Below are 24,726 nucleotides of genomic sequence, written 5' to 3'. Positions count from 1 at the left end.
GGTTCCACCAGCTTCGGCCGGAGCCTCACGGGGTGATCGCGGAAGTCCCCTTGGCGCGAAGGTGAAGAAGGGAGCGGCGGCAGATGGCGAGTGAGACTGACGACCTCATCGACCGCGATGGCGCGGTGCGACTGCGCCGCCGCGTGCGCCTCCGTCAGCGCCGCCAGACGGCGGGAAGCCGGCAGCCGCGCTGCCAGCGCCGGCGCCTCCAGCACCGCAACCGCACGGCCCGGCTGGCCGCTGCGGATTAGTGCCTCGGCCAGCGCCATGCCGAGGGCGGCCTCGCCGGGCGCCTCGGCGAGGGCGACCTCCAGCCGGGCAAGCGCCGGCGCGCCGTCCGGCGCCGAAGCCATGCGGGTGAGCTGCCGCAGCGCCGGTAGGTTGTCCGGCTGGCGGCGCAGCACCTCGCCGAGCAGGCCCAGCACCTCGGCCTGCGCGCCCTGGATGGCGGCGACGCGGGCGAGGCCGAGCCGGCCGGCGATGGTGTCGGCGTTGGCGCGGATCAGCGTCTCGAATTCCCGCCTGGCGCCGCGCAGGTCGAGCCGGATCAGGCGGATCGTGCCCTCGAGCACGGCGCGGGCCTCGCTGCGCGGACCGTCGGCGGCCGCGAGAGCGGCTTCTGCAGCGGCGACATCGCCGCGCGCCAGTGCCGCGCCCGCCAGCAGATCCTGCGCCGCGGGCTGGACGGGGGCGAGGCGCAGCGCGGCCTCGGCCGCCTGGTCCGGGCCCTGCGCATCGCCGCGCGCAAGCCGGGCGGCGGCCAGCCGCGTGCGGATGGCGGCATCCTGCGGCGCCGCCCGCGCCGCCTGTTCCAGCATCGCGACCGCATCATCCTGCCGGCCGGCCAGGGCGTAGTGCCGTGCCAGCATCTCAAGGGCCGCGGCATCGGCGTCACCGCGCGCGACCACGCGCTCCAGCACCGCCGTCGCTTCGGCCGCGCGACCCTCGCCGACCAGGATCGAAGCGAGCACGGCGACGCCGCGCGGATCCCCCGGCCGCTGCGAGAGGTAGCGACGCGCCGCCTCCTCTGCCTGCGCCGTCTGGCCCAGCGCGCGCTTCGTCGCGGCGAGCAGCAGCAACCCGTCGGGGAAGGTGTCCAGTGCCGGGCCCATGCGCTGGAGCATGTCCTCGGCACCGCGCCAGTCCTCCTCGCCGATCAGAATGACCGCACGCAGGTACAGCGCGGCTGCGCTCCCGGATACTTCGCGCAGGACAAGCTCGACCTCCTGCCGCGCGCCGCCGGGGCGATCGAGGCGGATCAGTGCCTCCGCCCGCCGCAGCCGTGCCTCGACCGACCCGGGCTCGGCCGCGATGGCGCGCAGGAAGGTCGCCTCGGCGCCGACGGCGTCGCCGCGCAGAAGCATCATGCTGCCCTTGCGCAGCAGAGCGTCGAGGGAGGTCGGAGCGATGGCCAGCGCCTCATCGGTGCGCGCCTCGGCGGCATCGCGGTCGCCACGCGCCAGGGCCACGGCCGCGGCGGCGAGCAGCACGGATACGGTGGCAGGGTTCGCACGCAGCGCCTCGGCCGCCGCAGTCGCCGCCTCCTCCGTGCTCCCCAGACCGAGCAATGCGTGGATGCGGGCGGCCGCCACCTCGGCGGCCAGGGCGGGCGGTCCGGCCGGAACCGGCATGTCGCGCAACAGGTCGCTTCCCCGCCCCTGCAGCAGATAGGCACGCGCAAGCATCGCCGTCGCCACGACCGGATCGTAGCCATGGTCGAGCGCGGCTCGCGCCTCCCGTTCCGCGGTGTCGCCATCGCCGCGATCAAGGCTCGCCTGCGCGAGCGCCGCCCGCGCGGCCGCCTGGGCCGGCGCCCGGCGAACCGCGTCGCGGTACTGGATCATCGCCTCGCGCAGCGCCCCGCGGGCCTCGGCGGCCCGGCCGCCCTCGATCGAGGCCCGCGCCGGCGTGGCGAGGAGCGGCAGCAGCAGCGCCGCAGCAAGAAGCCGGGCCATGCGTCGCCTCCTGTCAGGGGGTGGGTGCCACGTCCGGACGCTCCGGCTCGCCGCGGGGGGAAAGGCCATGGGCGTCGAGCAGGCCGTAGAGCGTCGGGCGGCTGACGCCGAGCAGCCGCGCGGCGCGCGCCACGTTGCCGCCCTGCGCCATGGCGTCCTCGATCGCGTCGCGCTCGGCGCGGCGGCGGACCACGCGAAGGTCCAGGGCGCGCGGCCCGGCTGGCTCCCCCTGGATGAGTTCGAGATCGGCGGCACCGACCAGCGGGCCTTCCGCCAGCAATGCGGCGCGGCGGATGCGGTTCTCCAGCTCGCGCACATTGCCCGGCCAGGCATGCGTGGACATGGCATCCAGCGCGTCCTGCGCGAAGCCGCGCAGCGGGCGGGCGTAGTCGCGGCCATGCTGGGCGAGGAAGCGCCGCGCGAGCAGCAGCACGTCGCCGCCGCGCTCCCGCAGCGGTGGAATGCGCAGCGTCAGCGCGTTCAGACGATGCAGCAGGTCGGAGCGGAAGACGCCCTGCTCCGCCTGCGCCTCCAGCGGCTGGTTGGTCGCGGAGACGACGCGCACATCGACGGCGATGGGCTGGCGCCCGCCAATGCGCAGCACCTGGCGGTCCTGCAGGAAGCGCAGCAGCTTCGCCTGCAGGGCGAAAGGCATCTCGCCGATCTCGTCGAGGAACAGCGTGCCGCCCTGTGCCTGTTCGATGCGACCCTGGGTCTGCTTCACCGCGCCGGTGAAGGCGCCGCGTTCGTGGCCGAACAGCTCGCTTTCCAGCAGCGTCTCGGGAATGGCGGCGCAATTGATCGCGATGAAGGGGGCCGCGGCGCGCGGGCCATGCGTGTGCAGCGCGCGGGCCAGGAGTTCCTTGCCCGTACCACTCTCGCCCAGAAGCAGCACCGGCACCGGAACACCCGCCAGCCGCTGCGCGGTGCGGCAGAGCGAGAGCATCGCCGGATCGGCGGTGAGCATGCCCGGGATAGGGCTGTCGCCGGCCCGGGTGGCGAGGCGTGCATTCTCCTCCGCCAGCGCGGCGACGCGCAGCGCGCGGTCGACGACCGTGCGCAGCACCTCGATCTCGACCGGCTTCTCACAGAAATCGTTGGCGCCCAGGGCGATGGCGCGCAGCGCATGGGCGTGCTCGCCCCGGCCGGTGACGACGACGATCGGCATCGACGGATGGGCGTGGCGGAGACGTTGCAGGATCGCGAGCCCCTCCTCGACGCCCTCCGGATCGGGTGGCAGGCCGAGATCGAGCAGCACGGCGTCCGGCCGCTCCCGCTGGATGGCGCGCTCGGCCGTCTGGCGGTCGCCGGCGACGGTGACGCGGCAGGACGGGAAGGCCCAGCGGTACTGGGCACAGAGGCCCGGGTCATCCTCGATGACCAGCAGCTTCGGCTTGCTCATGCGCGGTCCTCCAGCACAGCGGCTTCGGCCCGCGCGGTCGTCGCGAGCGTCAGGCGCATCGTCGTGCCGACGCCTGGCCTGCTCAGCACCGTCAGGTCGCCACCCGCCTCGCGCAGCAGTTCCCGCGCCTGCCAGGTGCCGATGCCGCTACCGTCCTGCTTGGTCGTGCCGAGCGGACGGAACAGCTCGTCGCGGATGAATTCCGGGCTCATGCCGGTCCCGCGGTCGGTGACGTCGATCGCCACGCGATGCTGCTGCCAGCGCAGGCGGATGCGCACCGGCTGGTCGGGCACCGAGGCGTCGATCGCGTTGTCCAGCAGATGGCCGAGGGCGCTGTCGAAGGCATCCGGCGTCATGGCCACCGGGGCGGCGACACCCTCCTGCTCGATGCGCACCGGATGGCGGCGCGATGCTGCCAGGGCACGCAGCCGCGCCGGCGCATCGGCCGCAGTCGGCGTTGCCGGCGCCGCGTCCTCCGGCGCTGACAGCCGCGTGATCAGGCCGCGGATGCGGTCGGCCGAGGCGCGCACCGTCACCAGCATGTCGCGCTGGAACTCCGCGTTGGCGATGTTCTCCTCGGCATTGGCGAGCAGCATCGAGAGCTGGCTCGCCACCGCCTTCACGTCATGCGCGACGAAGGCGAATTGCCGCGCATAGCCCTGCACGCGGCGCTGTTCGGCGAGCCGCTCGGCCGCGGCGTGCTCGGCGAGGAACATCGCGACCTCCCGCGCCAGGGTGCGCAGCAGGTCGAAGGCCTCGCGATCCAGCAGGAAGGGCGCGCGCGGCGAAGCCAGCAGTACCGCGCCGGTCAGGCCCAGCCGGTCGTGCAGCAAGGGCACGACGAGCCACAACGGCCCGAAGGCGTTGCGCAACCCCGCCGGTGTGACGGGGTCGAGCACCGCGACCTGCGGCCGCGCGGCGACGCTGATGCCGAAGTCGCGCGCGAAATCCCCATCGAGGGTACAGGCCGGCCGGTTCCACGACCGCGCCCATTCCAGGGCGACCGAACCCTGCCCGCGCAGCAGCAGCACGCCGGCCGGAGCATCCACGGCGTCCGCGATGGCGCGGATGGCGCGCAGGCCCGCCGGCATCTCGTTGTCGGGGGTCGAGAGCGTGCCGGCGCAGCGCTGCCACTCGCGCCGGTAGTCGAAGCGGAGGCGCTGGAAGTGATCGACCACCAGGCTGCGCAGGCGGGACCGGAACGAGGCGGTGGCCAGCGCCAGCACGAGGCCAATGCCCGCCGCGCCGAGCAGTACCGTCCGCAACACCGGCGCCCAGGCGGGCCCGAGGTGGCGCAATGCCTCCCCCGCCACGCCCACCACGGTGAGCAAAGCGCCGGCGACGATGAGCGTCGCGCCGTGGAAGACGGCATCGCGGGAGACAGGCGCATCACGCCCGAGGCGCCGATCGCGCAGCACGCCGAGCAGCAGCAGCGGCATCGCGAGCGCGGCGATTGCCGAGCGGGCCGCATCACCGTCGCCCGAAAGGCTGCCGGACAAGGCTGCCTCCGCATGCACCAGCAGGTCGAAGGCGGCGATGCCGCCGATGGCGATGGCGGGCAGGACAACATGCCAGCGCAGCGGTTCCCGCACGTTGCGGTACAGGTTCTCGGCGGCGAGCAGGACGATGAGGGTGAGGCCGAGCCGGGCGAGAAGGTCGCTGCCGACCTGCGGCGCGGCTGCGGCCAAGAGCAGGGCGAGCCCGGCCAGGAGACCACCCCCGGCCGCGAAAGCCTGCACCTGCCGGCGCGCCCTGCTGCCACGGAAGCGCAGGGTGAGCGCGAGCAGCAGGGCAATGCAGACGAGATCGCGCGTCAGGTCGAGCAGCAGCGGCAGTCCGGTCGGATGGGCCGGCACGGCGAAGACGCGCCCGAGCGACCAGAGCCCGACCACGCCGGCGACGAGCGCCGGCAACAGCGCGTGCCGGCCCCGCCCGGTCAGCAGGATCAGGGCGGCGCAGGCAAAGGCCACCACCATGGCGCCGGCATGGAGCAGCGGCGGTGCCGTCACCTCCATGGCACGCGCCGACGGAGCACCGGGAGCCGTGCGGATGTGCGCCGGTGCCCGCACCAGCCCGCACCAATATGCGCGAGGATTGGGCGCAGCGGCCGGATCAGGAAGGGGCTCTGCCCCTTCCCGAACCCTTCCCCGGCAAAGGCCGAAGGGCCTTTGCAAACGTTGATGTGGCGCAGAGCTCGCAGGGTCGGAACGTCGCCGTCATACGGCTGTGCGCACGGAAGGGTTTTGAGATCGGCAGAATTGGCCTTCGCGGCCGGCGCCAAATCGCGGCGGTCCATGCCATCGGTGGCCTGGTGAGGTGAGGTTCGGAGAGGCGCAGAGCCCGTCTCCGATCCAACCTTCGCACGAATGCAGCCCGCAACCACGGCGGTATCCGGCACGCTTGGCCGGGTGGCGGCGCGGGCCGCTGCCGGCGTCGGGCCGCGTCTCACCGGGATCCCTCCTGCAGCAACACCACGCGGACCGTGGCGGCGAGGATGCGCAGATCGAGCGCGAGGCTGCGGTGGCGGATGTAGTAGAGGTCGTAGCCGAGCTTCATCCGCGCATCCTCGACCGAAGCGCCGTAGCGATAGCGGACCTGCGCCCAGCCGGTGATGCCGGGTCGTACCGTGGCACGGTCGGCGTAGCGCGGAATGGCGCGTTCGAGCTGCGCGACGAAGACCGGCCGTTCGGGGCGCGGGCCGATGAAAGCCATGTCGCCGCGCAGCACGTTCAGCACCTGCGGGATCTCGTCGATGCGCGTCAGGCGGATGAAACGGCCGACGCGCGTCACGCGCGGATCCTGCGGCACCGCCCATATAGCGGTGCCGCCGGCCTCGGCGTCGACCGTCATGCTGCGGAACTTGAATAGCGTGAAGACGCGGCCGTTCAGGCCGACGCGTTCCTGCCGGTAGAGCACCGGCCCGCGGCTCTCGAGCCGGATCGCCAGCGCCGTCAACAGCAGCAACGGCAGCGTGAGAAGGAACAGACCACCGGAAGCCAGGATGTCGAAGCTGCGCCGGACGACGGCGGCCGATCGTGTCTCACCGAGCGCACCGCTGCCGTCGAGCCAGTCGGCCGGCAAACTGTCCATGTCGAGCCAGTTCTGCAGGCCCGGCCCACCGGGGCCGCTACCGATGGCGGGAACCTCGCCGCGACGGATCGTCTGCCCGCTCATCGCCATGATGGCCTCGCGCCGCGGCGTGTCGGCGACGGCGAAGTGCTGAATGAAGCCGGTGGCAGGCCGCGGAAGCGGTAGCGCAGGCCCTGCCTGGAGATCGGCCAGCGTGGCGAGGACGAGCCCGGCGACGCCGGCGGCGACGCGGAACACCACGAAGGCAGACAGCGCTGTGCCCAGCGACCGCGCATCGATCGCCCCGCGACCGAACCAGGAGGCAGCGAGCAGCACGGCGCCGGCCAGCAGCACGCCGACGACCTGCCGCTGCCACCCGGTATCGCGCAAGCCCGGTGTGCGGGATGTCACCAGCAGATGCACCGTGCCCATGCAGGCGCCCACCCATAGGTCCGCCTGCATGCCGAAGCGGATCGCCGGGGCCAGGCCCGATGCAGTCAACAGCGATAGCAGCCCTGCCCCGGCTTCGGCAGCCACCCACAAAAAGCGCGCAACGCCCCCCATGGAGCCAGTCCGTTCGGCCATGAACGCTCTCCTGCAACTGCTCTCGCCGTCGCAGCGCGAAGCGGCGACGACCCCAGGGCCCCCATGCACGGAACGAAACAAAATTGATGCGACGGCCTTATTTTCATCACACCAACGAAACCGCTTCAGAATGAAGATAAAGCCGATCACTAAGCAACCAAAAATTTCCATGCCATTACTCACTACTTTAAGTAGATCACCGAGCTGGCATTCCCTCATGACGCGTATTCGGTCGGTGCTCGCCGAATGGTTGATCAGGCAACAACTAATAATTGTACCGCCGAATTTGATCCCTTTCTCACTATCTGGCCATCGTCGTTGTTGATTTTCTATCGATCGCCGCCATACGATCCGGCTAAGAAACATCATGCGACGCAGCGATCTGGGTCACAGATCACCCCGCAGGCGCCGCGGAGTCCCCCCCGTCATGTCCGCACACCGGTCCCGTCGCTTTCACCCATTCCTCGTGGCGTTGCTCCTACTGCCAGCGGCCTGTGCGGAGCCGCGCGAGACGGCATTGCCTGCCGCCCCTTCCGTGGCAGCGGCGCCGACCTACGTGATCGGTCCGGGTGACACCCTCGATATCTTCGTCCACCTCGCGCCCGACCTCAGCGCGACGGCGCTGCCCGTCCGGCCCGATGGGCGGCTGTCCATTCCGCTGGTTCCGGACGTCCAAGCCGCGGGCAAGACGCCGACCGTGCTGGCGCGCGAGCTCGAGACACGGCTTCGTCGCTATGTCGTCGAACCCAATGTGACGGTGATGGTGCGCAGTTTCGTGGGCGCGCCAGAGAGCCAGATCCGCGTGATCGGTGAGGCCACGGAGCCCCGCGCCATGCCCTATCGCGAAGGCATGACGCTCCTCGACGTGATGATCACCGCACGCGGATTGACGCGCTACGCCGCTGGCAACCGGGCGGAGCTGGTGCGTCGCGCCGGGCCGGACGGCACCCGCACGGTCCAGCGCGTGCGGCTCAACGACCTGCTGCGGGATGGCGACATGTCGCAGGACGTGCCGATGCGACCGGGCGACACGCTGCTGATCCCCCAGGCGTGGTTCTGATCCATGGAGATGCACGCTCTTATCAAGCGCCACGCGGCGGCCGGATGGCGGCACCGCTGGAAAGCGCTCGCCCTCGCGTGGCTGGTCTGCACGCTCGGCTGGACCGCCGTGCAGCTCATGCCGAACCGCTATCAGGCGCAGGCGCGCATCTATGCCGACCCTGACGCGCTGCTTGGCACCGTCCTGCGCGGCATTGCCATCGACCCGACGCCGGCCGGCCAGGTGGAGATGCTCCAGCGCACGCTGCTCAGCCGGCCCAATGTGGAGCGCATCATCGCGCGCACGGGGCTCGACCTGCGCGCTGCCACCCCGGACGCGCAGGAGGGAATGGTCCTGCGGCTGATGACCGACATCCGGCTGACGCCGTCGACGCGCAACCTGTTCACCATCGAGTACCGCGACACCGACCCGCAGATGGCCAAGGACGTGGTGCAGGCCGTGCTGACGCTGTTCGCGGAGGCAGCGACCGGCACGGATCGCCGCCAGATGGAGAATGCCCGCAGCTTCGTCGCGCGGCAGATCGCCTCCTATGAGCAGCAGCTTCGCGAAGCGGAGCGCCGGCGGGCCGATTTCCAGGCACGCTATGCCGACCTGCTCGCGCTCGATGGCAACGTGCCGCGGCTCGATGCCATCCGCAGCCGGCTGCAGCAGCTTCGCGGCGAGCTGGAGGACGCCATCACCCGCCGCGACCTGCTGAAGCAGCAGATCGCCGAAGCGCCGGCCGTCGCGCGCCGCGGTGGCATCAGCGCCCAGGCGGCCGACGCCGAACGCCGGCTGCGCGAGCTGCGGCTGCGCTATACCGACCAGCATCCGGACGTGATCGCCGCGCGCAATCAGCTCGCGGCGGCCCGCGCGGCGCCGCGCCCGGCCGATACCGGCGCCGCGCCCGCCCGGCCGTCCCAGGAGCAGCAGCAGCATGCGCTGCAGCTCGTTGATGCCGAAGCGGCGGTCGCCTCGCTGGAACGCCAGGTGCGCGACGGCGAACTGGAGCTGGAGCGGCTGACCGACATGGCCCGCAATGCGCCGGGCGTGCAGGCGGAGTTCCTCGCCCTCGACCGCGACTACACGGTGATGCGCCGCAACTATGAGGAACTGCTGGCGCGCCGCGAGTCCATCCAGATCGGCGAGGCCGCGCGCACCAGCGCCGAGCGCGCCAAGGTGGAGATCATCGATCCGCCGACGGTGCCGACCCTGCCGGTCGCGCCGAAGCGCGGGCTGATGGCGGCGGCCGTGCTGGTCGTCGGGCTCGCTGCCGGGGTGGGGCTCGCCGTGCTGCTGGTGCAGCTCGACGGCGCCTTCTACACGCCGGGCGAGCTGCGGCGGATCGGCCTGCCTGTCCTGGGCGTGGTGTCCGATGCAAGGCCGAAGCGCCACGCGGCGGATACGGCGGCCTTTGCAAGCGGGGTCGCACTCCTGTTGCTCGCCTGCGGAGGGGTGATCGGCGGCAGCGGTCTGATGGCGAGGTTCATCGCATGACCGGACGTGCGCACCTTGTCGAGCGCGCCGTCGAGGCGTTGCATGAGGCCGAGGAACGGCCCACCGGCGCTCGTGCGGCCATCGCGCCCGATCCCATCGCGCCGCCACCGCCGGCGCCTGCGCCTGCGCCGGCGTCGCCCGAAGGCGATACCCGGCCGGTCGTCAGCCAGGCCGAACTCGAGCACGCCGGGCTGCTGCCGCGGCCGCGGGGCGAGGGTCGGTCGCGCCTGGCCGAGGAGATCGAACTGGTTCGCCATCAGCTGCTGCGCGGCATTCCTGCGCTGCCGCCGGGCGATCCGCGCTGCGCCCGCGTCGTGATGGTCACCAGCGCGGCGCCGGGCGAGGGGAAGACCTTCACCTCGCTGAACGTCGCCGCAGCCATCGCCGAGGGCGTCGCCGCACCGGTGCTGCTGATCGATGCGGATGGCCGTCGCGGGTCACTCGGGGAGATGCTGGGCCTTGGCGGGACGCCGGGGCTGCGGGCGCTGGCGGCGTCGCCATCGCTCGCCCCGGCCACGCTGCTGTGCCGTACCGCGATCCCGCGGCTGTCGGTGCTGACCAATGATGGGCTGCCCGGCGCCGGGGAGGCACCGGGCGCCGATGCGCTGGCGGCGGCGGTGCGGCAGATCGCCGCCGCCTTCCCCGACCATCTCATCATCCTGGACATGCCGCCGGCGCTGGCCGCCGCGGATGCCGGAGCCATGGCGCCGATCGCCGGCCAGATCGTGCTGGTGGTGCTCGCTGAGAAGACGCAGCGCAACGAGGTCGAGGCCGCGCTCGACGTCATCGAGGCCTGCCCGGACATCCGCCTGCTGCTGAACCGGGCGGGACTGACCGTGAACGACAGCTTCGGCGCCCATGGAGCCTATAATGGCCAACCAAGCCCCGAGGCAGCCTAGCCCAGTGGCACCGTTGCGATGGCAAGGTGCGGCCGTCGCGGCCGCGCTGCTCGCCCCCGTGTCGCTGCATGCACAGGACACCGGATCCGGCGTGGCGACCATCGGCACGCCGGCGACCGCCGGCACGCCCGCAACCCCGGCTTCACCCGCCGCGGGCATGGCAGCCGAAACCGGCGCGGCCGTCCCGGCAGGGCCCGTCGGGGCGCCAATCGGCGGCGGGTCGCTCGGCGACCCCGTGGGGGGTGCCGCGGTGGCGGCGCCGGTGCGGCTCGGGCCCTTCGGCGCGACGTTCAGCGGCGCCGAGCCTGAAGCCGCAACGCGTGCCTGGACGGTGACGCCCAGCATCGGCCTGTTCGGCGGCGCGACCAACAATGTCTATCAGGCTCGGCACGATCCGCGCGCGGACGTCTTCCTGGAGATCGTGCCGGGCATCGTCGTCGACGGCGCGACGGCGCGGGTCCGCGCGACGCTGAGCTACACGCCGAACGTACGGCTATATGCCCACTACTCGGACCAGAACACCGTGTCCCAGATCGGTTCGGGACAGGTCCTCGCCGAGCTGGTGCCGGGCGCGCTGTTCCTCGACATCCGGGGTTCCGCCTCGGTCGGCACCGCCACGGGGGGCTTCGCGCCGGGCACGGCGCAGAACGCACAGCGCGACAACCAGGTCCAGTACTACAATTTCTCGGCCTCGCCTTACTACGTGCATCGCTTCGGCAGCCTTGCGACAGCCCAGATCGGCTACGTGTTTCAGTATTCCAGCCAGACCGGCACGAATACTTTCGCACCCGGCACCGCGCAGCCGTTCTTCAACGACGATGATTACATCGCCAACCGCGGCTATGTCGTCGTGCGGTCGGGCGAGGACCTCGGGCGGCTGGCGCTGCAGGCGCGGGTGGACGGCACCGCCTTCATCGGCGACGGCGTGTATGACGACGCGCATGTCTTCGTGGCGGCGCTGGAGGGTCGCTACGCCATCCTGCCGACGATCGCCGTGCTGCTCGAGGGCGGCTACGAGAGCATCGAGTATGGCGGTACCGCCCCGCAGCGCATCAATGACGCCATCTGGTCGGTCGGGGTGCGGCTGACACCGACGCCGGAGAGTTACCTGGTGGCGCGCTACGGGCATCGCGGCGGCTTCGACTCACCGTCGCTCGAGGCCGGCATCCAGCTCGGCGCCTATACGCGCCTGACCGCGAGCTACATCGAGCGGCTGGGGACCTCCGCCACGATAGGACAGGACCTGCTGGCGACCACGACGCTCGACCGGCTGGGCAACCCGATCGATGCGCAGACTGGCGCGCCGGTCCTCTATGCCAACCCCTTCTTCCCGTCGACCAGCGGGCTCTACCGCATCAAGAACGGCAGCGTCGCGCTCACCTTCAGCTGGCCGCGCGACAGCGTCAGCCTGTTCGCCTACTACCAGGAGCAGACCCCGGTCTCGGCGATGCCGGGGACGATCATCGCGAAATCCACCGGCTACTATGGCGGTATCTCCTGGACGCACGCGGTCTCGACCGAGACCGCGGTGACCGCGAGCGTGCAGTACGGCCGCAGCGAGTACGGCAACGACCCTTCGCTCGACGCGCTCTACCTCACCGCCGGGATCTCGCACCAGCTCGGGCGCGGGCTGACGGGCATCGCCCAGATCTATTACGCCAGCCAGACCACGAAGCAGCCCGACACGGGTTACGGCCAGGCGACGATCATGATCGGCGTGAGCCAGAGCTTCTAGGGGGCCCCGATGAAGATCGACTGCTACGGCTTCCGAGAACACCCTTTCCAGATGACGCCGGATGCACGGCTGTTCTTCCCGAGCACCGTGCACAACCGTGCCTATGCGCATTTGCTGTTCGGCCTGGCGCAGCGCGAGGGCTTCGTCGTCGTCACCGGGGAGGTTGGCGCCGGCAAGACGACGCTGATCGAACGGCTCTGCACGGAGCTGGTGCCGAAGGGGCATGTCGTTGCCCGCGTGATGACGACGCAGGTAGAGGCGGAAGACCTGCTGCGCCTCGTCGCCGTGGCCTTCGGCGCCTCCCCTGCCGGCAGCAAGGCGGAGCTGCTGCGCACCATCGTCGGCACGCTGTGGGACGGCATCTCCCGCCGCGGCCTCCAGCACGTGCTGATCGTGGACGAGGCGCAGGCGCTGCCGGTCGGCGCGCTGGAGGAGCTGCGCATGCTGTCCAACGTCACAGAGGGCGAGCAGGCGCTGCTGCAGGTCGTGCTGATGGGTCAGCCTCAGCTGCGGCGCACGCTCGCGCGGCCAGATCTCGACCAGCTTCGGCAGCGCGTGCTTGCCGCCTATCACCTCGGCGGGCTGACGCGGGAGGAGACGCATGCCTATGTCCGCCACCGGATGACGGCGGTGGGCTGGGTCGGACAGCCGGCATGGGTGGAAGGCGCGCTCGACGTCGTCCACCAGCATACGGACGGAATTCCGCGGCGGATCAACCGGCTGTGCTCGCGCATCCTGCTGGCGGGCTCGCTCGACCAACGCACGGAACTCGACGCCGACCTGGTGGATTCCGTGGCGCTGGAGCTGGAACAGGACCTCAGCGAAATCTGCAGCCCCGACATGCCCGACCTTCCGGCCGATGCGACATCCGGGGTGATCCGGGACCTAGCCGACCGCCTTGCCGACCTGGAACGGGAGGTAGCGCGGCGCGAACGCGTGTTCCGCCGGCTGCAGGAACTGTTCGACGACCGCGCCGCGAGGTCCCGCCGATGACCCGCAAGCCGCGCCGCAACGCCATGAGCGTCGATGTCGAGGAATGGTTCCAGGTCCAGGCCTTCGCCGGTGTGATCCCTCGCGATCGCTGGGACAGCTTCGACACGCGCGTCGAGGCGAGCACCGACCGCATCCTGGCCCAGCTTTCGGGCGTGGGCGCGCAGGCGACCTTCTTCATCCTGGGCTGCGTGGCGGACCGGCACCCGGCGCTGGTGCGGCGGATCGCGGCAGAGGGGCATGAGATCGCGAGCCACGGCCAGGGCCATGAGCTGGTCCATGCGATCGGCGCCAGGCGCTTCCGCGACGACATCCGTCGCGCGAAGCGGACGCTGGAGGACATCGCGGGCGTGGCCGTGCGCGGATACCGTGCGCCGACCTTCTCGATCGGCCCGGCGATCACGCCCTGGGCGCATCGCGTGCTGGCCGAGGAGGGCTACCGCTACAGCAGTTCGGTCTTCCCGGTGGGCCATGACCTTTACGGAGCGCCGGATGCGCCGCGCGGGCCGCATTGCCCGGACCCCGAAGGCGTGCCGGAGCTGCCGATGACCACGCTGCGGGCCTTCGGGCGCAACTTGCCCTGCGCAGGGGGAGGCTGGTTCCGCCTTGCGCCTTATCCGCTGTTCCGCGCCGCGCTGAAGCGGGTGAACGCCGTCGAGGACCGCGCAGGCATCTTCTACTTCCATCCCTGGGAGATCGACCCGGGGCAGCCGCGCCTCGCGGCCGCGCCGGCGCGCGCCCGCTTCCGCCACTACGCGCGCCAGGGATCGATGGAGAGCCGCATCGCCCGGCTGCTGCACGACTTCGCCTGGGGCCGCGTGGACCGCGTCTTCGCCGGGGCGATCGGCGAGGCCGAGGCGCCCGCCGGCGCCGCGGCCGCGTGAGGAGGATGCGATGTCAGTCCGCATCCGCGATCTGGACGAGCGTTCCGCCCCCGCCTGGGACGCCTTCGTGCGTGAAAGTCCGGCAGCGACCTTCTTCCACCTGAGCCCCTGGGCGCGCGTCATCCGCGAGGCCTTCGGGCACGGGACGCACTATGCCTATGCCGAGCAGGACGGGGCGGTGGTGGGCGTGCTGCCGCTGGCGCGCATGCGGACGCGGCTGTTCGGCGACCTGCTCGCCTCGACACCCTTCTGCGTCTATGGCGGGCCGGTCGCGGCGACGCCGGAGGCGGCGGCGGCCCTCGAGGCGCATGCCGTCGGGACGCAGCGGCGGCTCGGTGTGCCCTGCCTGGAGTTCCGGCGGCGGGAGGTGCCAGACGAGGGCTGGCGCACCCGCGCGCCGCTCTACTTCACCTTCCGCAAGCCCATCGCGATCACCGGCGATGACGCCAAGGATCTCGAACGCAACATCCCGCGCAAGCAGCGCGCGGAGGTGCGCAAGGCGATGAAGCGCGGGCTGGCGGCAGTGACGGATGGCGATGTCGACCGACTGCATCGCGTCTATGCCGAGAGCGTGCGGAATCTCGGCTCGCCGGTGTTTCCGCGCCGCTACTTCCGCCTACTCGCCGCCGCCTTCCCCGATGCGCACGACGTGACGACCGTGCTGCATGAGGGCAACGCGGTGTCAGCCGTGCTGAACTTCCATTTCCGGGACGAGGTGCTGCCCTACTACGGCGGCGGCACGCGGGCGGCACGGGGCCTCGCCGCCGCCGACCTGATGTACTGGGAGGTGATGCGCCGCGCGGGCGCCGACCGCGGCGCCACGATGTTCGATTTCGGCCGCAGCAAGCTCGACACCGGCGCCTTCGCCTTCAAGAAGAACTGGGGCTTCGAGCCGATGGCCCTGAGCTACTGCTACCAGCTCGCGCCCGGCGCCACCGTGCCGGACAACAACCCGAACAACCCGAAATACCGGCTGGTCATCGCCGCCTGGAAGCGCCTGCCGCTGGCGGTGGCGAACCTGATCGGGCCGCGCCTGGTGCGCGGGCTGGGGTGAAAGCCATGATGCAGCGACTGCTCTTCCTTGCCCACCGGATCCCCTTCCCGCCCAACAAAGGCGACAAGATCCGCGCCTGGCACATGCTGGACCATCTGACGCGCAGCTGGCAGGTCGATCTCGGCTGCCTCGTCGACGACCCGGACGACCTGCAATACCTCAACGACCTGCGCTGCCGCTGCGCGAGGGTCGAACATGCGGTGATCGCGCCGGGCAGCCGCTTCGCGCGGGCGCTGCGCGGGCTGCGGCCGGGCCAGCCGATGAGCCTCGGCTGGTTCCGCGACGCAAGTCTCGCCGCCTGGGTGCGGCAGGGACTGGCGGAGGGGCGCTACGACGCCGTGGTCGCCTATTCCTCGGCGATGGCGCCCTATGTGCTCGGGCCGGAGTTGCGTGGCGTGCGGCGCGTGCTCGACATGGTGGACGTCGATTCCGAGAAATGGCTCGCCTACGCCGCCGATGCGCGGCTGCCGATGCGCCATATCTGGGCCCGGGAGGCACGCACGCTGCTCGCCTTCGAGCGTCGCGCCGCTGCGGCCTTCGATCGTACGCTGCTGGTCTCGCGGGAGGAAGCCGCGCGCTTCGTCGAGCTCGCCCCTGAATGCGCGGCGCGGATCGATTGGGTGGCCAACGGCGTGGACCTCGACCACTTCGACCCGTCCCGCGCAACGCCGGATCCCTATGGCGAGGAGGCGCCGGCGATCGTCTTCACCGGCACCATGGACTACCGCCCGAACATCGAGGCGGTGACGTGGTTCGCCGAGGAGGTACTGCCCGCGCTGCGCGCCGGCCAGGCGAGGCCGCCGCATTTCCACATCGTCGGCGCGCGGCCGGCCGACGCGGTGCGTGCGCTCGCCGCGCTGCCCGGCGTGCACGTGGCGGGCGCGGTGCCGGACACCCGCCCCTACATGGCCCATGCCGCCGTGGCGGTGGCGCCGCTGCGCATCGCCCGCGGCATCCAGAACAAGGTGCTGGAGGCGATGGCGATGGCCCGCCCGGTGGTCGCGTCGCCAGAGGCCTTCGAAGGCGTGCAGGCGCGGGCTGGCCGCGACCTGTTGGTGGCCGACGGCCCGGCGGCAACCATTGCCGCGGTGCAATCGGTCCTTGCCGGGGGCCATGGGGGGCTTGGGGCCGCGGCGCGGATGGCGATGGCAGCAGGGCATGATTGGCGCGCCACCTTGCGGCGGCTGGACGCAGCGCTGGCCCGAGCCGACACCGGGCGGGTGCCGGCAGAGACCGTGCCGTGAAGACGGCGGGCGGGCTCGCCGGGGTCGGGGCCGCCGCCGGTGCGCGCGAGTTGTGGCGCCCTGCCCTGCTCGTGCTGCTGCCGGCCCTGCTGTTCTGGGGGGTGCTGTTCCGTACTGAAATCGCGCAGGCAATCGGCACCTGGCGCGGGTCGAGCGCCTACGGTCATTGCTTCCTCGTGCTGCCGGTGGCGGCGTGGCTCGCCTGGCGGCGGCGGGTGTTGCTGCCCGGGCAAGGCCCGGAACCCTCCCCATGGCTGGCCTTGGCCGCCGTCCCACCGGCGCTGGCATGGTTGGCGGCGGAGCGGCTCGGGGTGATGGAAGGGCGCCAGCTTGCGGCGATCGGAATGCTGTGGGCACTGGTGCTGGCCGTGCTCGGCTGGGACGTGGCGCGGCGCATGGCGGTGCCTCTGGGCTACCTGGTGTTCCTGGTGCCCTTCGGTGCCTTCCTGGTGCCGCCGCTGCAGCGGCTGACAGGGGCGATGATCCAGGCGGGGCTCTCCGTGGCGGGCACGCCCTTCCATGCGGAAGGGCTGCTGATCGAGACCCCGGCCGGCACCTTCCACGTTGCCGAGGCCTGCGCAGGGCTGCGTTTCCTGATCGCGAGCCTGGCCTTCGGCGTGCTGTTCGCGGTGGAAATGTTCCGCAGCCCGTGGCGGCGCCTGGCCATGGTGCTGGCATCGCTGGTCGTGCCGGTGTTCGCGAACGGACTGCGCGCCTTGGGCATCGTGACGCTCGCTCAGCATGTCGGCAGTGCCGACGCGGCGGCGGCGGACCATGTCATCTATGGCTGGGGCTTCTTCGCCGTCGTCCTCGTCCTGCTGGTGCTGGCCGGGATGGCACTGCGGGAACAGGACGCGGCTACGCCGCCACGCGCCGCGTCCGGCCAGCCCGACGCGCCGCCCGGCGCGATGCGGACCGGCATGGCCGCGGCCCTCGTTCTGTTGCTGCCGGCCGCTGCACAGGCCGCGGCGACCCGCCTGAACGGTACGGCGGCTCCGCCCGGAATGCTGGCCGTGGCACTGACCGCGCCGGCCGGCTGCGTGGCCCGGGACGAGGCACTGCACTGCGAGCGAACCGTGGCAACGGCGCGGCTGCTGGTCTTCGCGCCACACTCTGGCTGGTCTGCGGTGACGGCGGCGCGGCGGCAGGCGAGCGGGGCCGACGACCTGGCGCTGACCTTCGTGCTGCACGCGGATGACGGGGCCTGGCGGCTGCGTAGCGCGGCGGAGCGCCGCGCCTGGGTCGCGACGCTGGCGTCGCTCGATGGCGAGGCCGTGGATGACGGGCTTGCGACCCGCGTGCGGCAGGCGTGGCGGAGCCTGGCGGGCGGGGGTGGCAGACCGGTGCTCGCGATCCTCGACCTGCATTCGGCATCGGATATTGCGCCCGAACGGGCGCGCCGCCTGTCCGCTGCGATCCTGGCGGCGCAGTCGCCGCCGCTTGGTTCACACGCGTGGCCTCCTTCTGTGAACCGACACTGAATTCGTGAGTGTAAAATCCTTCAGAAAAGTAATTCTACCCTCCTTCCCTCTGTAATTTGTCGCACATATTCATACGAAATTTCGGTCCGCTTCATCATTTCGGGATTGCAGTAAATCTTGAGATGGAGGATGGTCGGACCATGCCGATCAAGAATGCAGACCTGGGCGACGATGTTCTGATCACTCACCCGGAATTAGTGAATCTGTACGGCTGCACAATTGGTAGTGGTACGAAGGTGGGTCCCTTCGTCGAAGTGCAGAAGCGCAGCACCATCGGCTCGCGCTGCAAGATTTCCTCCCATTCCTTCATCTGCGAGGGGGTGACGATCGAGGACGAGGTCTTCATCGGGCACGGCGTGGTCTTCACCAACGAGCTGTATCCGCGCGCGACCACCGAGGGCGGCGCATTGCAGACGGAGGCGGACTGGCAGGTGGTGCCGACGCTGGTGCGTCGCGGGGCCTCCATTGGGTCCAACGCCACCATCGTCGCGGGCGTCACGATCGGGCGCGGCGCCATGGTCGGCGCCGGTGCGGTGGTAACGCGCGACATCCCGGACGGCGCGCTGGCGGTCGGCGTGCCGGCGCGCGTGGTCGGGCGGGTGGCGGACAAGGCGGGGCAGCGCAAAGCGACGGCGGAGATAGCGACATGACCGGCATCGGCATCATCGGCTACGGCTACTGGGGACCGAACCTCGCCCGCAGCGTGGCGGAGACCGAGAGCGCGACGCTCACCGCCATCGCGGATTTCTCCCCTGCCGCGCTGGCGCGGGCGGGCAAGCGCTACCCGGCCGCGCGGCTGGTGGAATCCTGGCGCGCCCTGCTGGACGACCCTGCGACCGATGCGGTGATGATCGCCACGCCGGTCTCAAGCCATTTCGAAATCGCCCTCGCCGCGCTGCGCAAGGGCAAGCACGTGCTGGTCGAGAAGCCGATCACCGACCGCTCCGCCGAGGCGCGGATGCTGGTCGAGGAAGCCGCGCGCCGCCGCCTGACCCTGATGGTGGACCACACCTTCGTCTACACCGGCGCGGTGCGGAAGATCGGCGAGCTGATCGCCGCCGGCGAGCTGGGCGACATCTTCTACTACGACAGCACGCGGGTGAATCTCGGCCTGTTCCAGCGCGACGTGAACGTGATCTGGGACCTCGCCGTCCACGACCTGTCGATCCTCGACTTCCTGCTGGCCGAGAAGCCGACGGCCGTCTCGGCCAGCGGCAGCGGCCACATCCGCGGCAGCCAGGAGAACATGGCGCATCTGACGCTGTTCTACCCGAACGGCACCGCCGCGCATCTCAACGTCAACTGGCTGGCGCCGGTGAAGGTGCGGCAGACGCTGATCGGCGGCAGCAAGAAGATGATCGTATGGGACGACCTCGAACCCAGCGAGAAGATCAAGGTCTATGACCGCGGCGTCTCGGTCGGCGACGACGCCGGGATGGTCGAGCGGCGCATCTCCTACCGCTCCGGCGACATGTGGGCGCCGCAGATCCCGGTGAAGGAAGCGCTGCTCACCGAGGTCGAGCATTTCGTGGACTGCATCGAGCGCGGCACCACGCCGATCACCTCCGGCGAGAGCGGCCTGCGCGTGGTGGAGACGCTGGAGGCGGCGATGCTGTCGCTGCGCCAGCGCGGCAACCCCGTCGAGATCGCGGAGCTGAGGAAGGCGTCATGATCCCCCTGCTGGATATCCGGGCCCAATACGAGGGCATCAGGACCGAGCTCGACGCGGCCGTGCTCGAGACACTGGCAAGCGGCGCCTATGTCTCGGGGCCGCGCGTCGACGCCTTCGAACATGACTTCGCCGCCTATTGCGGGGCGCGCGAGGCGATCGCCTTGAACTCCGGCACCTCGGCGCTGCATCTGGCGTTGCTCGCGCTGGGCATCGGGCCGGGCGACGAGGTCATCACCACGGCAATGACCTTCGTCGCGACGGTCGCGGCCATCCGCTATGCCGGCGCGACGCCCGTGCTGGTCGATGCCGACCTGCGCACCTTCAACATCGATCCGACCCTGATCGAGCGCGCCATCACGCCGCGTACCAAGGCGATCATTCCCGTCCACCTGCATGGCCGGCTGGCGGATATGGAGGCGATCCTCCGCGTCGCCGAGCGCCACGGCATCCCGGTGATCGAGGACGCCGCACAGGCGCATGGCGCGGAATGGGAAGGACGCAGCGCCGGTACGGTCGGCGCCATCGGCTGCTTCAGCTTCTATCCGGGCAAGAACCTCGGCGCCTGCGGCGAGGGCGGCGGTGTCGTCACCGATGATGCGGCGCTGGCCGCGACGATGCGCCAGCTTCGCGACTGGGGCCAGGCCGGCCGCTACAACCATGTGCGGCACGGCTTCAACTATCGCATGGACGGCATCCAGGGCGCGATCCTGCAGGTGAAGCTGCGGCATCTGCCGGCCTGGACCGAGGGGCGGCGGCGCGTCGCGCGGATCTATGACCGCCTGCTGTCCGGATCGGGCATCGCAACGCCCGCGCGGCCACTGGGCAACGAGCATGTCTACCATGTCTACGCCATCCGATCCCCGGCGCGGGACCGGATCGCCGAGGCCCTCGCCGGCGCCGGCGTCGCGACGGGCATGCACTATCCACGGCCCGTGCATCTCCAACCGGCCTACGCCGATCTCGGCTACCGCGCGGGCGCCTTCCCGGTCGCCGAGCGGCTGGCGCGGGAGATGCTCTCCCTTCCGATCTACCCCGAGCTCACCGAGGCGCAGCAGCAGCACATCTGCGGGGCGCTGATGCGGGCCAACGAGGATATCCATGAACGCGTCGCCTGACCTGCCCATCCCCGGCCTGCAAGGCGCGCGCTGCCTGGTGACGGGGGGCGCGGGCTTCGTCGGGTCGCAGACGGTGGACCAGCTCCTCGCCGCCGGCTGTGCGGCGGTGTTCGTCCTCGACAATATGGTGCGCGGGCGGCGGGAGAACCTGCATCGCGCACTCGGCAGCAACCGCCTGCACCTCGTTGAGGGCGACATCCGGGACGCGCGGCTGCTCGACAGCCTCGTCGACGGTTGCGACATCGTCTTCCACCAGGCCGCGCTGCGCATCACGCAATGCGCGCAGGAGCCGCGCGCCGCCTTCGAGGTGATGGCCGCCGCGACCTACGACCTGCTCGAAGCCTGCATGCACCACAAGGTGCGGCGGCTGGTCTATTCCTCCTCCGCCTCCGTCTACGGCATGGCGGACCATTTCCCGACGACCGAGCGGCAGCACGGCTACGACAACCGCACGCTGTACGGGGCGACGAAGATGTTCGGCGAAGGGCTCTGCCGGTCCTTCAACGAAATGCACGGGCTCGACTATGTCGCGCTGCGCTACTTCAACGTCTATGGCCCGCGCATGGACATCCACGGGCGCTACACGGAAGTGCTGGTGCGCTGGATGGACCGCATCGCGGCCGGTCAGGCGCCGATCATCTTCGGCGACGGCCTGCAGACGATGGACATGATCCACGTGAAGGATGTCGCGTGCGCCAACGTCCTGGCGGCGGCGTCGGGCGCCACGGACATCGCGCTGAATGTCGGCAGCGGCAGCGAGACCTCCCTGCTCGACCTCGCGCAGCTGCTCGCCCGTGTGATGGGCCGGCCCGACCTGGTGCCGGTGCATGAGGCGGAGCGCGCGGTGAACCCGGTGCCGCGGCGGCTCGCCTGCACGCGGGCGGCGCGCGACGCGATCGGCTTTGAGGCGGCCGTGCCGCTCGAACACGGCATGGCGGAACTGGTCGACTGGTGGCGCCGCGAGAAGACCGTGCGGCAGGAGGTGGCCTGATGATCCCCATCACCCAGCCCCTGGTGGGCGAGGAAGAGGCGGCGGCGGCGGCGGAGGTGATCCGCTCCGGCTGGCTGACCCAGGGCCCGCGCGTCGCGAAGTTCGAGGCGGATTTCGCCGCCCTCGTGGGCGCGCCGCACGCCATCGCGGTGTCCAACTGCACCACGGCGCTGCATCTCGCGCTGCTCGGCGTCGGCGTGCAGCCCGGCGATGAAGTCATCACCGTCAGTCACACTTTCATCGCCTGCGCCAATGCCATCCTGCAATGCGGCGCGGAGCCGGTCTTCGTCGACATCGACCAGAGGACCTTCACCATGGACCCCGCGCTGCTGGAGGCGGCGATCACGCGCCGCACCCGCGCGATCCTCTGCGTGCATCAGATCGGCATGCCCTGCGACATGACGGGCATCATGGCGGTGGCGCGCCGCCACGGCCTGCCGGTTGTCGAGGACGCGGCCTGCGGCCTCGGCTCCGACGTCCTTTATGACGGCGCCTGGCAGCCTATCGGCGCTCCGATCGGGGATGTCGCCTGCTTCTCGCTGCATCCGCGCAAGGTCATCACCGTCGGCGATGGCGGCGTGGTGACCACGCGCAGCAAGGCGCTCGACGCCCGCTTCCGGTTGCTGCGACAGCACGGCATGTCGGTGCCGGATACGGTCCGCCACGGCAGCGCGCAGGTGATCTTCGAGAGCTACCCGGAGCCTGGCTTCAACTATCGCCTGACCGACATTCAGGCGGCGGTCGGCATCGAGCAGCTCAAGCGCCTCCCGGAGATCGTGCGGCGACGGCGCGAACTGGCGGTCTCCTACCGCGCGCTGCTCGCGCGGCACGTGCCGGAGGTGCAGCCGCCGTTCGAGCCGAACTGGGCGCGCAGCAACTGGCAGTCCTTCGCGATCCGTCTGCCGCTCGGAATCGACCAGCGCGGCGTGATGCAGGCGATGCTCGACCGGGGTGTTTCGACCAGGCGCGGCATCATGTGCATCCATCGCGAGCCCGCCTATGCCGAGCGCAGGCCGCGCGTGCCGCTGCCCGCTTCGGAAGGCGCGCAGGACCGCACCATTCTGCTGCCGCTGTTCCCGCAGATGACGGCGGATACGCAGGTCTGCGTCGTCGCGGCGCTGCGCGCCGCGATCGATACCGGCACCACGCCCGTGCGCGCCGTCGCCTGATGCCACAGGCCGCCGCGCCGGGGCGGCTCGCCATCCTCGGCGCGAGCGGCAATGCGCTCGACGTACTCGACATCGTCACCGCACTGCGCGCCGCCGGCGTGGATTGGCAGGTCGCTGGCGTGCTCGACGATGCGGCCGGGCCGGACTTCATGGGCGTGCCGGTGCTGGGGCCGCTGTCCGCCGCGGGGCTGCTGGCGGCACCCGGCGGCGAGCTGGCGGGCGCGCGCTTCGTGCTCGCGGTCGGCAGCGATCGCAGCCATGCGCGACGCGGCGCAATCCTCGATGGAACCGGTCTCTCGGACGAGCATTTCGCGACGCTCGTCCACCCTGGCGCCGCGGTATCGACGCGGGCGACGCTGGCCCCGGGTTGCTGCGTCGGCTTCGGCGCGTCGGTCGCTGGGCGCTGCGTGCTGGGGGCGCATGCCTGGATCGGCCCCTGCGCCGTCGTCGGCCACGATTCGGTGATCGAGCCCTTCGCCATCCTCGCGCCGCGCAGCACGATCAGCGGCGGCGCGCGCGTCGGCAGGGGCGCCTATGTCGGCAGCGCGGCCGTGGTGCGCCAGGGTCTGAAGATCGGCGCCGGGGCGCTGGTGGGGCTCGGCGCGGTGGTGGTGAAGGATGTGCCGGAAGGCACGACGGTAGCCGGCAACCCGGCGCGTCCAATCAGGTCAGCCGCATCGCCGGCACGCGAGGAGCCGGTCGCCTAGCGGCCGGAGCGTCGCCGTCACCTCCTGCTTCGCGGCGGCAATGCGGAGCGCGGTGACCGCGGAACTGGTCGACCACCGTCACCCGTCAGGCGCCACACACTGTTCGTCCCCGCCTTGTTGCACGGCGCATCACCGTACGCGCGTCAGTTCGGCGTGCCTTTGGCGCTGAGGTCACGGAACAGACCTTCCCAGGCGGCAACCATCGCGGTTTCGGCAAAATGGTCCTCGGCGCGCCGGCGGTTCGCCGCGCCGAGCTGTCGCCGCATATCCGCATCCTGCACCAGTGCACCGAGCGCGCCGGCCAGTGCCGCATCGTCGCACGGCACGACGAAGTGCCTGTGCTGCGGATCGAGCATCTCCGCCACGTCGCCGACATCCGTCGCTGCAACCGGTAGACCCGCCGCCATCGCCTCCAGCAGTGACAGCGGCATCTGCTCGGTGTCAGAGGAAAGGGCGAAGACGTCGAAGTCGGCGTAGAGCGGCGCCGGGTCGTGGCAATGCCCGGCGAAGCTGACCCGCTCGGCAACGCCCTCGGCCGCCGCCAGGGCCTCGAGCGCGGGGCGCTCCGCGCCGTCGCCGACGATGACGAGCCGGACATCCGGACCGAGCCTGGCGATCGCGCGGATCAGCCGGGCGAGATTCTTCTCCGGCCGCAGCGCCGCAACGGTGCCGATGGTCACCGGCCGTGCGGGCCCCTCGCGCACAACCGGGGCAAAGCGGCTGGTGTCGACGCCGTTGGGCAGCAACCTGAGACGTTCCGGCGGCAGTTTCCATTCCTCCCGCGCGATGCGGAACAACGTGCGGGAGGGCAGCACCACCGTCGCCCGTCGCAACAGCAGGCGGCGCGCGAGGACCCGGCGCGGAAGTTGGCGGGATTGCTCCTCGGGACCGAACCCGTCCTCCAGATGCAGATGCGGCACGCCGGTGCCGATCCGCGCCCCGGCCCATTCGATGCTTCCCCAGTTGCTGGTTACCAGGAGATCCGGGCGGATGGCGCGCAGCGCGGCGCGGAAGCGCAAGACATTGCCGCCGACGGCGCGCTTCGCCACGCATACCGCAGGAAACCGCACATCCAGGGCCGGGTCGAGCAGGTTCCGCGCATCGTAGTTGCTGTCCATCGCCACCACGGCATGGCGAAAGGCACCTCCCATCCGATTGACCAGCCTGGTGAAGCGTACCTGCGGCCCGCCGGTGGCGAAGCTGGCAAAGACGTGTAGCAGAAGGGGCATTGTCGGGCT

20 protein-coding genes are annotated in these 24,726 nt (G+C 71.1%); 15 read left to right on the top strand and 5 right to left on the bottom strand.

Annotation, left to right across the window (positions count from 1 at the left end):
- From GXW78_RS28320 to GXW78_RS28315, 4 genes are all read right to left on the bottom strand, one after another.
- The coding region (locus GXW78_RS28320) for a tetratricopeptide repeat protein (protein WP_211869725.1) at positions 1-1,955 on the bottom strand (1,955 nt) is incomplete at its 3' end.
- A 13-nt stretch (positions 1,956-1,968) separates the two neighbouring features.
- Complete coding sequence (prsR, locus tag GXW78_RS15440; RefSeq protein ID WP_211869724.1) at positions 1,969-3,357, bottom strand: PEP-CTERM-box response regulator transcription factor; 1,389 nt, start codon at positions 3,355-3,357, stop codon at positions 1,969-1,971.
- A complete protein-coding gene (prsK, locus tag GXW78_RS15435) occupies positions 3,354-5,372 on the bottom strand; it encodes an XrtA/PEP-CTERM system histidine kinase PrsK (RefSeq protein WP_211869723.1) in 2,019 nt (672 codons plus the stop codon). Before prsK ends, prsR begins: the two co-directional genes overlap by 4 nt.
- Positions 5,373-5,802: 430 nt before the next feature.
- Positions 5,803-7,011: an exopolysaccharide biosynthesis polyprenyl glycosylphosphotransferase gene (locus GXW78_RS28315; RefSeq protein WP_211869722.1), complete on the bottom strand. Its 1,209-nt coding sequence runs from the start codon at positions 7,009-7,011 to the stop codon at positions 5,803-5,805.
- 427 nt (positions 7,012-7,438) lie between these two features.
- Here GXW78_RS28315 and GXW78_RS15425 point away from each other — a divergent pair, with 427 nt between their 5' ends.
- From GXW78_RS15425 to GXW78_RS15355, 15 genes are all read left to right on the top strand, one after another.
- A complete protein-coding gene (locus tag GXW78_RS15425) occupies positions 7,439-8,071 on the top strand; it encodes an XrtA/PEP-CTERM system exopolysaccharide export protein (RefSeq protein WP_211869721.1) in 633 nt (210 codons plus the stop codon).
- 3 nt (positions 8,072-8,074) lie between these two features.
- A complete protein-coding gene (locus GXW78_RS15420) occupies positions 8,075-9,547 on the top strand; it encodes an XrtA system polysaccharide chain length determinant (RefSeq protein WP_211869720.1) in 1,473 nt (490 codons plus the stop codon).
- Positions 9,544-10,446 (top strand): P-loop NTPase family protein, encoded by a 903-nt coding sequence (locus tag GXW78_RS15415; RefSeq protein WP_211869719.1) that lies wholly within the window; start codon positions 9,544-9,546, stop codon positions 10,444-10,446. Before GXW78_RS15420 ends, GXW78_RS15415 begins: the two co-directional genes overlap by 4 nt.
- A gap of 58 nt (positions 10,447-10,504) precedes the next feature.
- Positions 10,505-12,181, top strand: a complete 1,677-nt coding sequence (locus tag GXW78_RS15410) for a TIGR03016 family PEP-CTERM system-associated outer membrane protein (protein WP_211869718.1) — start codon at positions 10,505-10,507, stop codon at positions 12,179-12,181.
- A gap of 9 nt (positions 12,182-12,190) precedes the next feature.
- On the top strand, positions 12,191-13,174 hold the full coding sequence (locus GXW78_RS15405; RefSeq protein WP_211869717.1) for an ExeA family protein: 984 nt from the start codon (positions 12,191-12,193) through the stop codon (positions 13,172-13,174).
- Complete coding sequence (locus GXW78_RS15400; protein ID WP_211869716.1) at positions 13,171-14,055, top strand: XrtA system polysaccharide deacetylase; 885 nt, start codon at positions 13,171-13,173, stop codon at positions 14,053-14,055. Before GXW78_RS15405 ends, GXW78_RS15400 begins: the two co-directional genes overlap by 4 nt.
- A gap of 10 nt (positions 14,056-14,065) precedes the next feature.
- A complete protein-coding gene (locus tag GXW78_RS15395) occupies positions 14,066-15,109 on the top strand; it encodes a FemAB family XrtA/PEP-CTERM system-associated protein (RefSeq protein WP_211869715.1) in 1,044 nt (347 codons plus the stop codon).
- 5 nt (positions 15,110-15,114) lie between these two features.
- Positions 15,115-16,353 (top strand): TIGR03087 family PEP-CTERM/XrtA system glycosyltransferase, encoded by a 1,239-nt coding sequence (locus GXW78_RS15390; protein WP_246522237.1) that lies wholly within the window; start codon positions 15,115-15,117, stop codon positions 16,351-16,353.
- On the top strand, positions 16,350-17,834 hold the full coding sequence (gene xrtA / locus GXW78_RS15385; protein ID WP_211869714.1) for an exosortase A: 1,485 nt from the start codon (positions 16,350-16,352) through the stop codon (positions 17,832-17,834). Before GXW78_RS15390 ends, xrtA begins: the two co-directional genes overlap by 4 nt.
- Positions 17,835-17,974: 140 nt before the next feature.
- Entirely contained in the window at positions 17,975-18,484 is a 510-nt protein-coding gene (locus GXW78_RS28310; protein WP_211869713.1) for an acyltransferase, read from the top strand.
- Positions 18,481-19,506, top strand: coding sequence for a Gfo/Idh/MocA family protein (locus GXW78_RS15375; RefSeq protein ID WP_211869712.1), 1,026 nt, complete (start codon positions 18,481-18,483; stop codon positions 19,504-19,506). Before GXW78_RS28310 ends, GXW78_RS15375 begins: the two co-directional genes overlap by 4 nt.
- A complete protein-coding gene (locus tag GXW78_RS15370; protein ID WP_211869711.1) occupies positions 19,503-20,621 on the top strand; it encodes a DegT/DnrJ/EryC1/StrS family aminotransferase in 1,119 nt (372 codons plus the stop codon). Before GXW78_RS15375 ends, GXW78_RS15370 begins: the two co-directional genes overlap by 4 nt.
- The gene (locus tag GXW78_RS15365; protein ID WP_211869710.1) at positions 20,605-21,612 is read left to right on the top strand and encodes an NAD-dependent epimerase/dehydratase family protein; all 1,008 of its coding nucleotides are present in this window, start codon (positions 20,605-20,607) and stop codon (positions 21,610-21,612) included. The genes GXW78_RS15370 and GXW78_RS15365 overlap by 17 nt, the downstream gene beginning before the upstream one ends.
- Complete coding sequence (locus tag GXW78_RS15360; RefSeq protein WP_211869709.1) at positions 21,612-22,781, top strand: DegT/DnrJ/EryC1/StrS family aminotransferase; 1,170 nt, start codon at positions 21,612-21,614, stop codon at positions 22,779-22,781. The genes GXW78_RS15365 and GXW78_RS15360 overlap by 1 nt, the downstream gene beginning before the upstream one ends.
- Positions 22,781-23,488: an LbetaH domain-containing protein gene (locus GXW78_RS15355; RefSeq protein ID WP_211869708.1), complete on the top strand. Its 708-nt coding sequence runs from the start codon at positions 22,781-22,783 to the stop codon at positions 23,486-23,488. The genes GXW78_RS15360 and GXW78_RS15355 overlap by 1 nt, the downstream gene beginning before the upstream one ends.
- A gap of 143 nt (positions 23,489-23,631) precedes the next feature.
- Here GXW78_RS15355 and GXW78_RS15350 read toward each other — a convergent pair whose 3' ends face one another.
- Positions 23,632-24,717 carry a glycosyltransferase gene (locus GXW78_RS15350; RefSeq protein WP_246522235.1) on the bottom strand — a complete coding sequence of 362 codons (1,086 nt, stop codon included), beginning with the start codon at positions 24,715-24,717 and terminating at the stop codon, positions 23,632-23,634.
- Positions 24,718-24,726 lie beyond the last annotated feature (9 nt).

Origin of the sequence: Neoroseomonas terrae (genome assembly GCF_018129025.1) — a bacterium.
Taxonomy (GTDB): domain Bacteria; phylum Pseudomonadota; class Alphaproteobacteria; order Acetobacterales; family Acetobacteraceae; genus Neoroseomonas; species Neoroseomonas terrae.
Note: the sequence above shows the minus strand (reverse complement) of the source record. Positions and strands in the feature narration are given on the sequence as shown.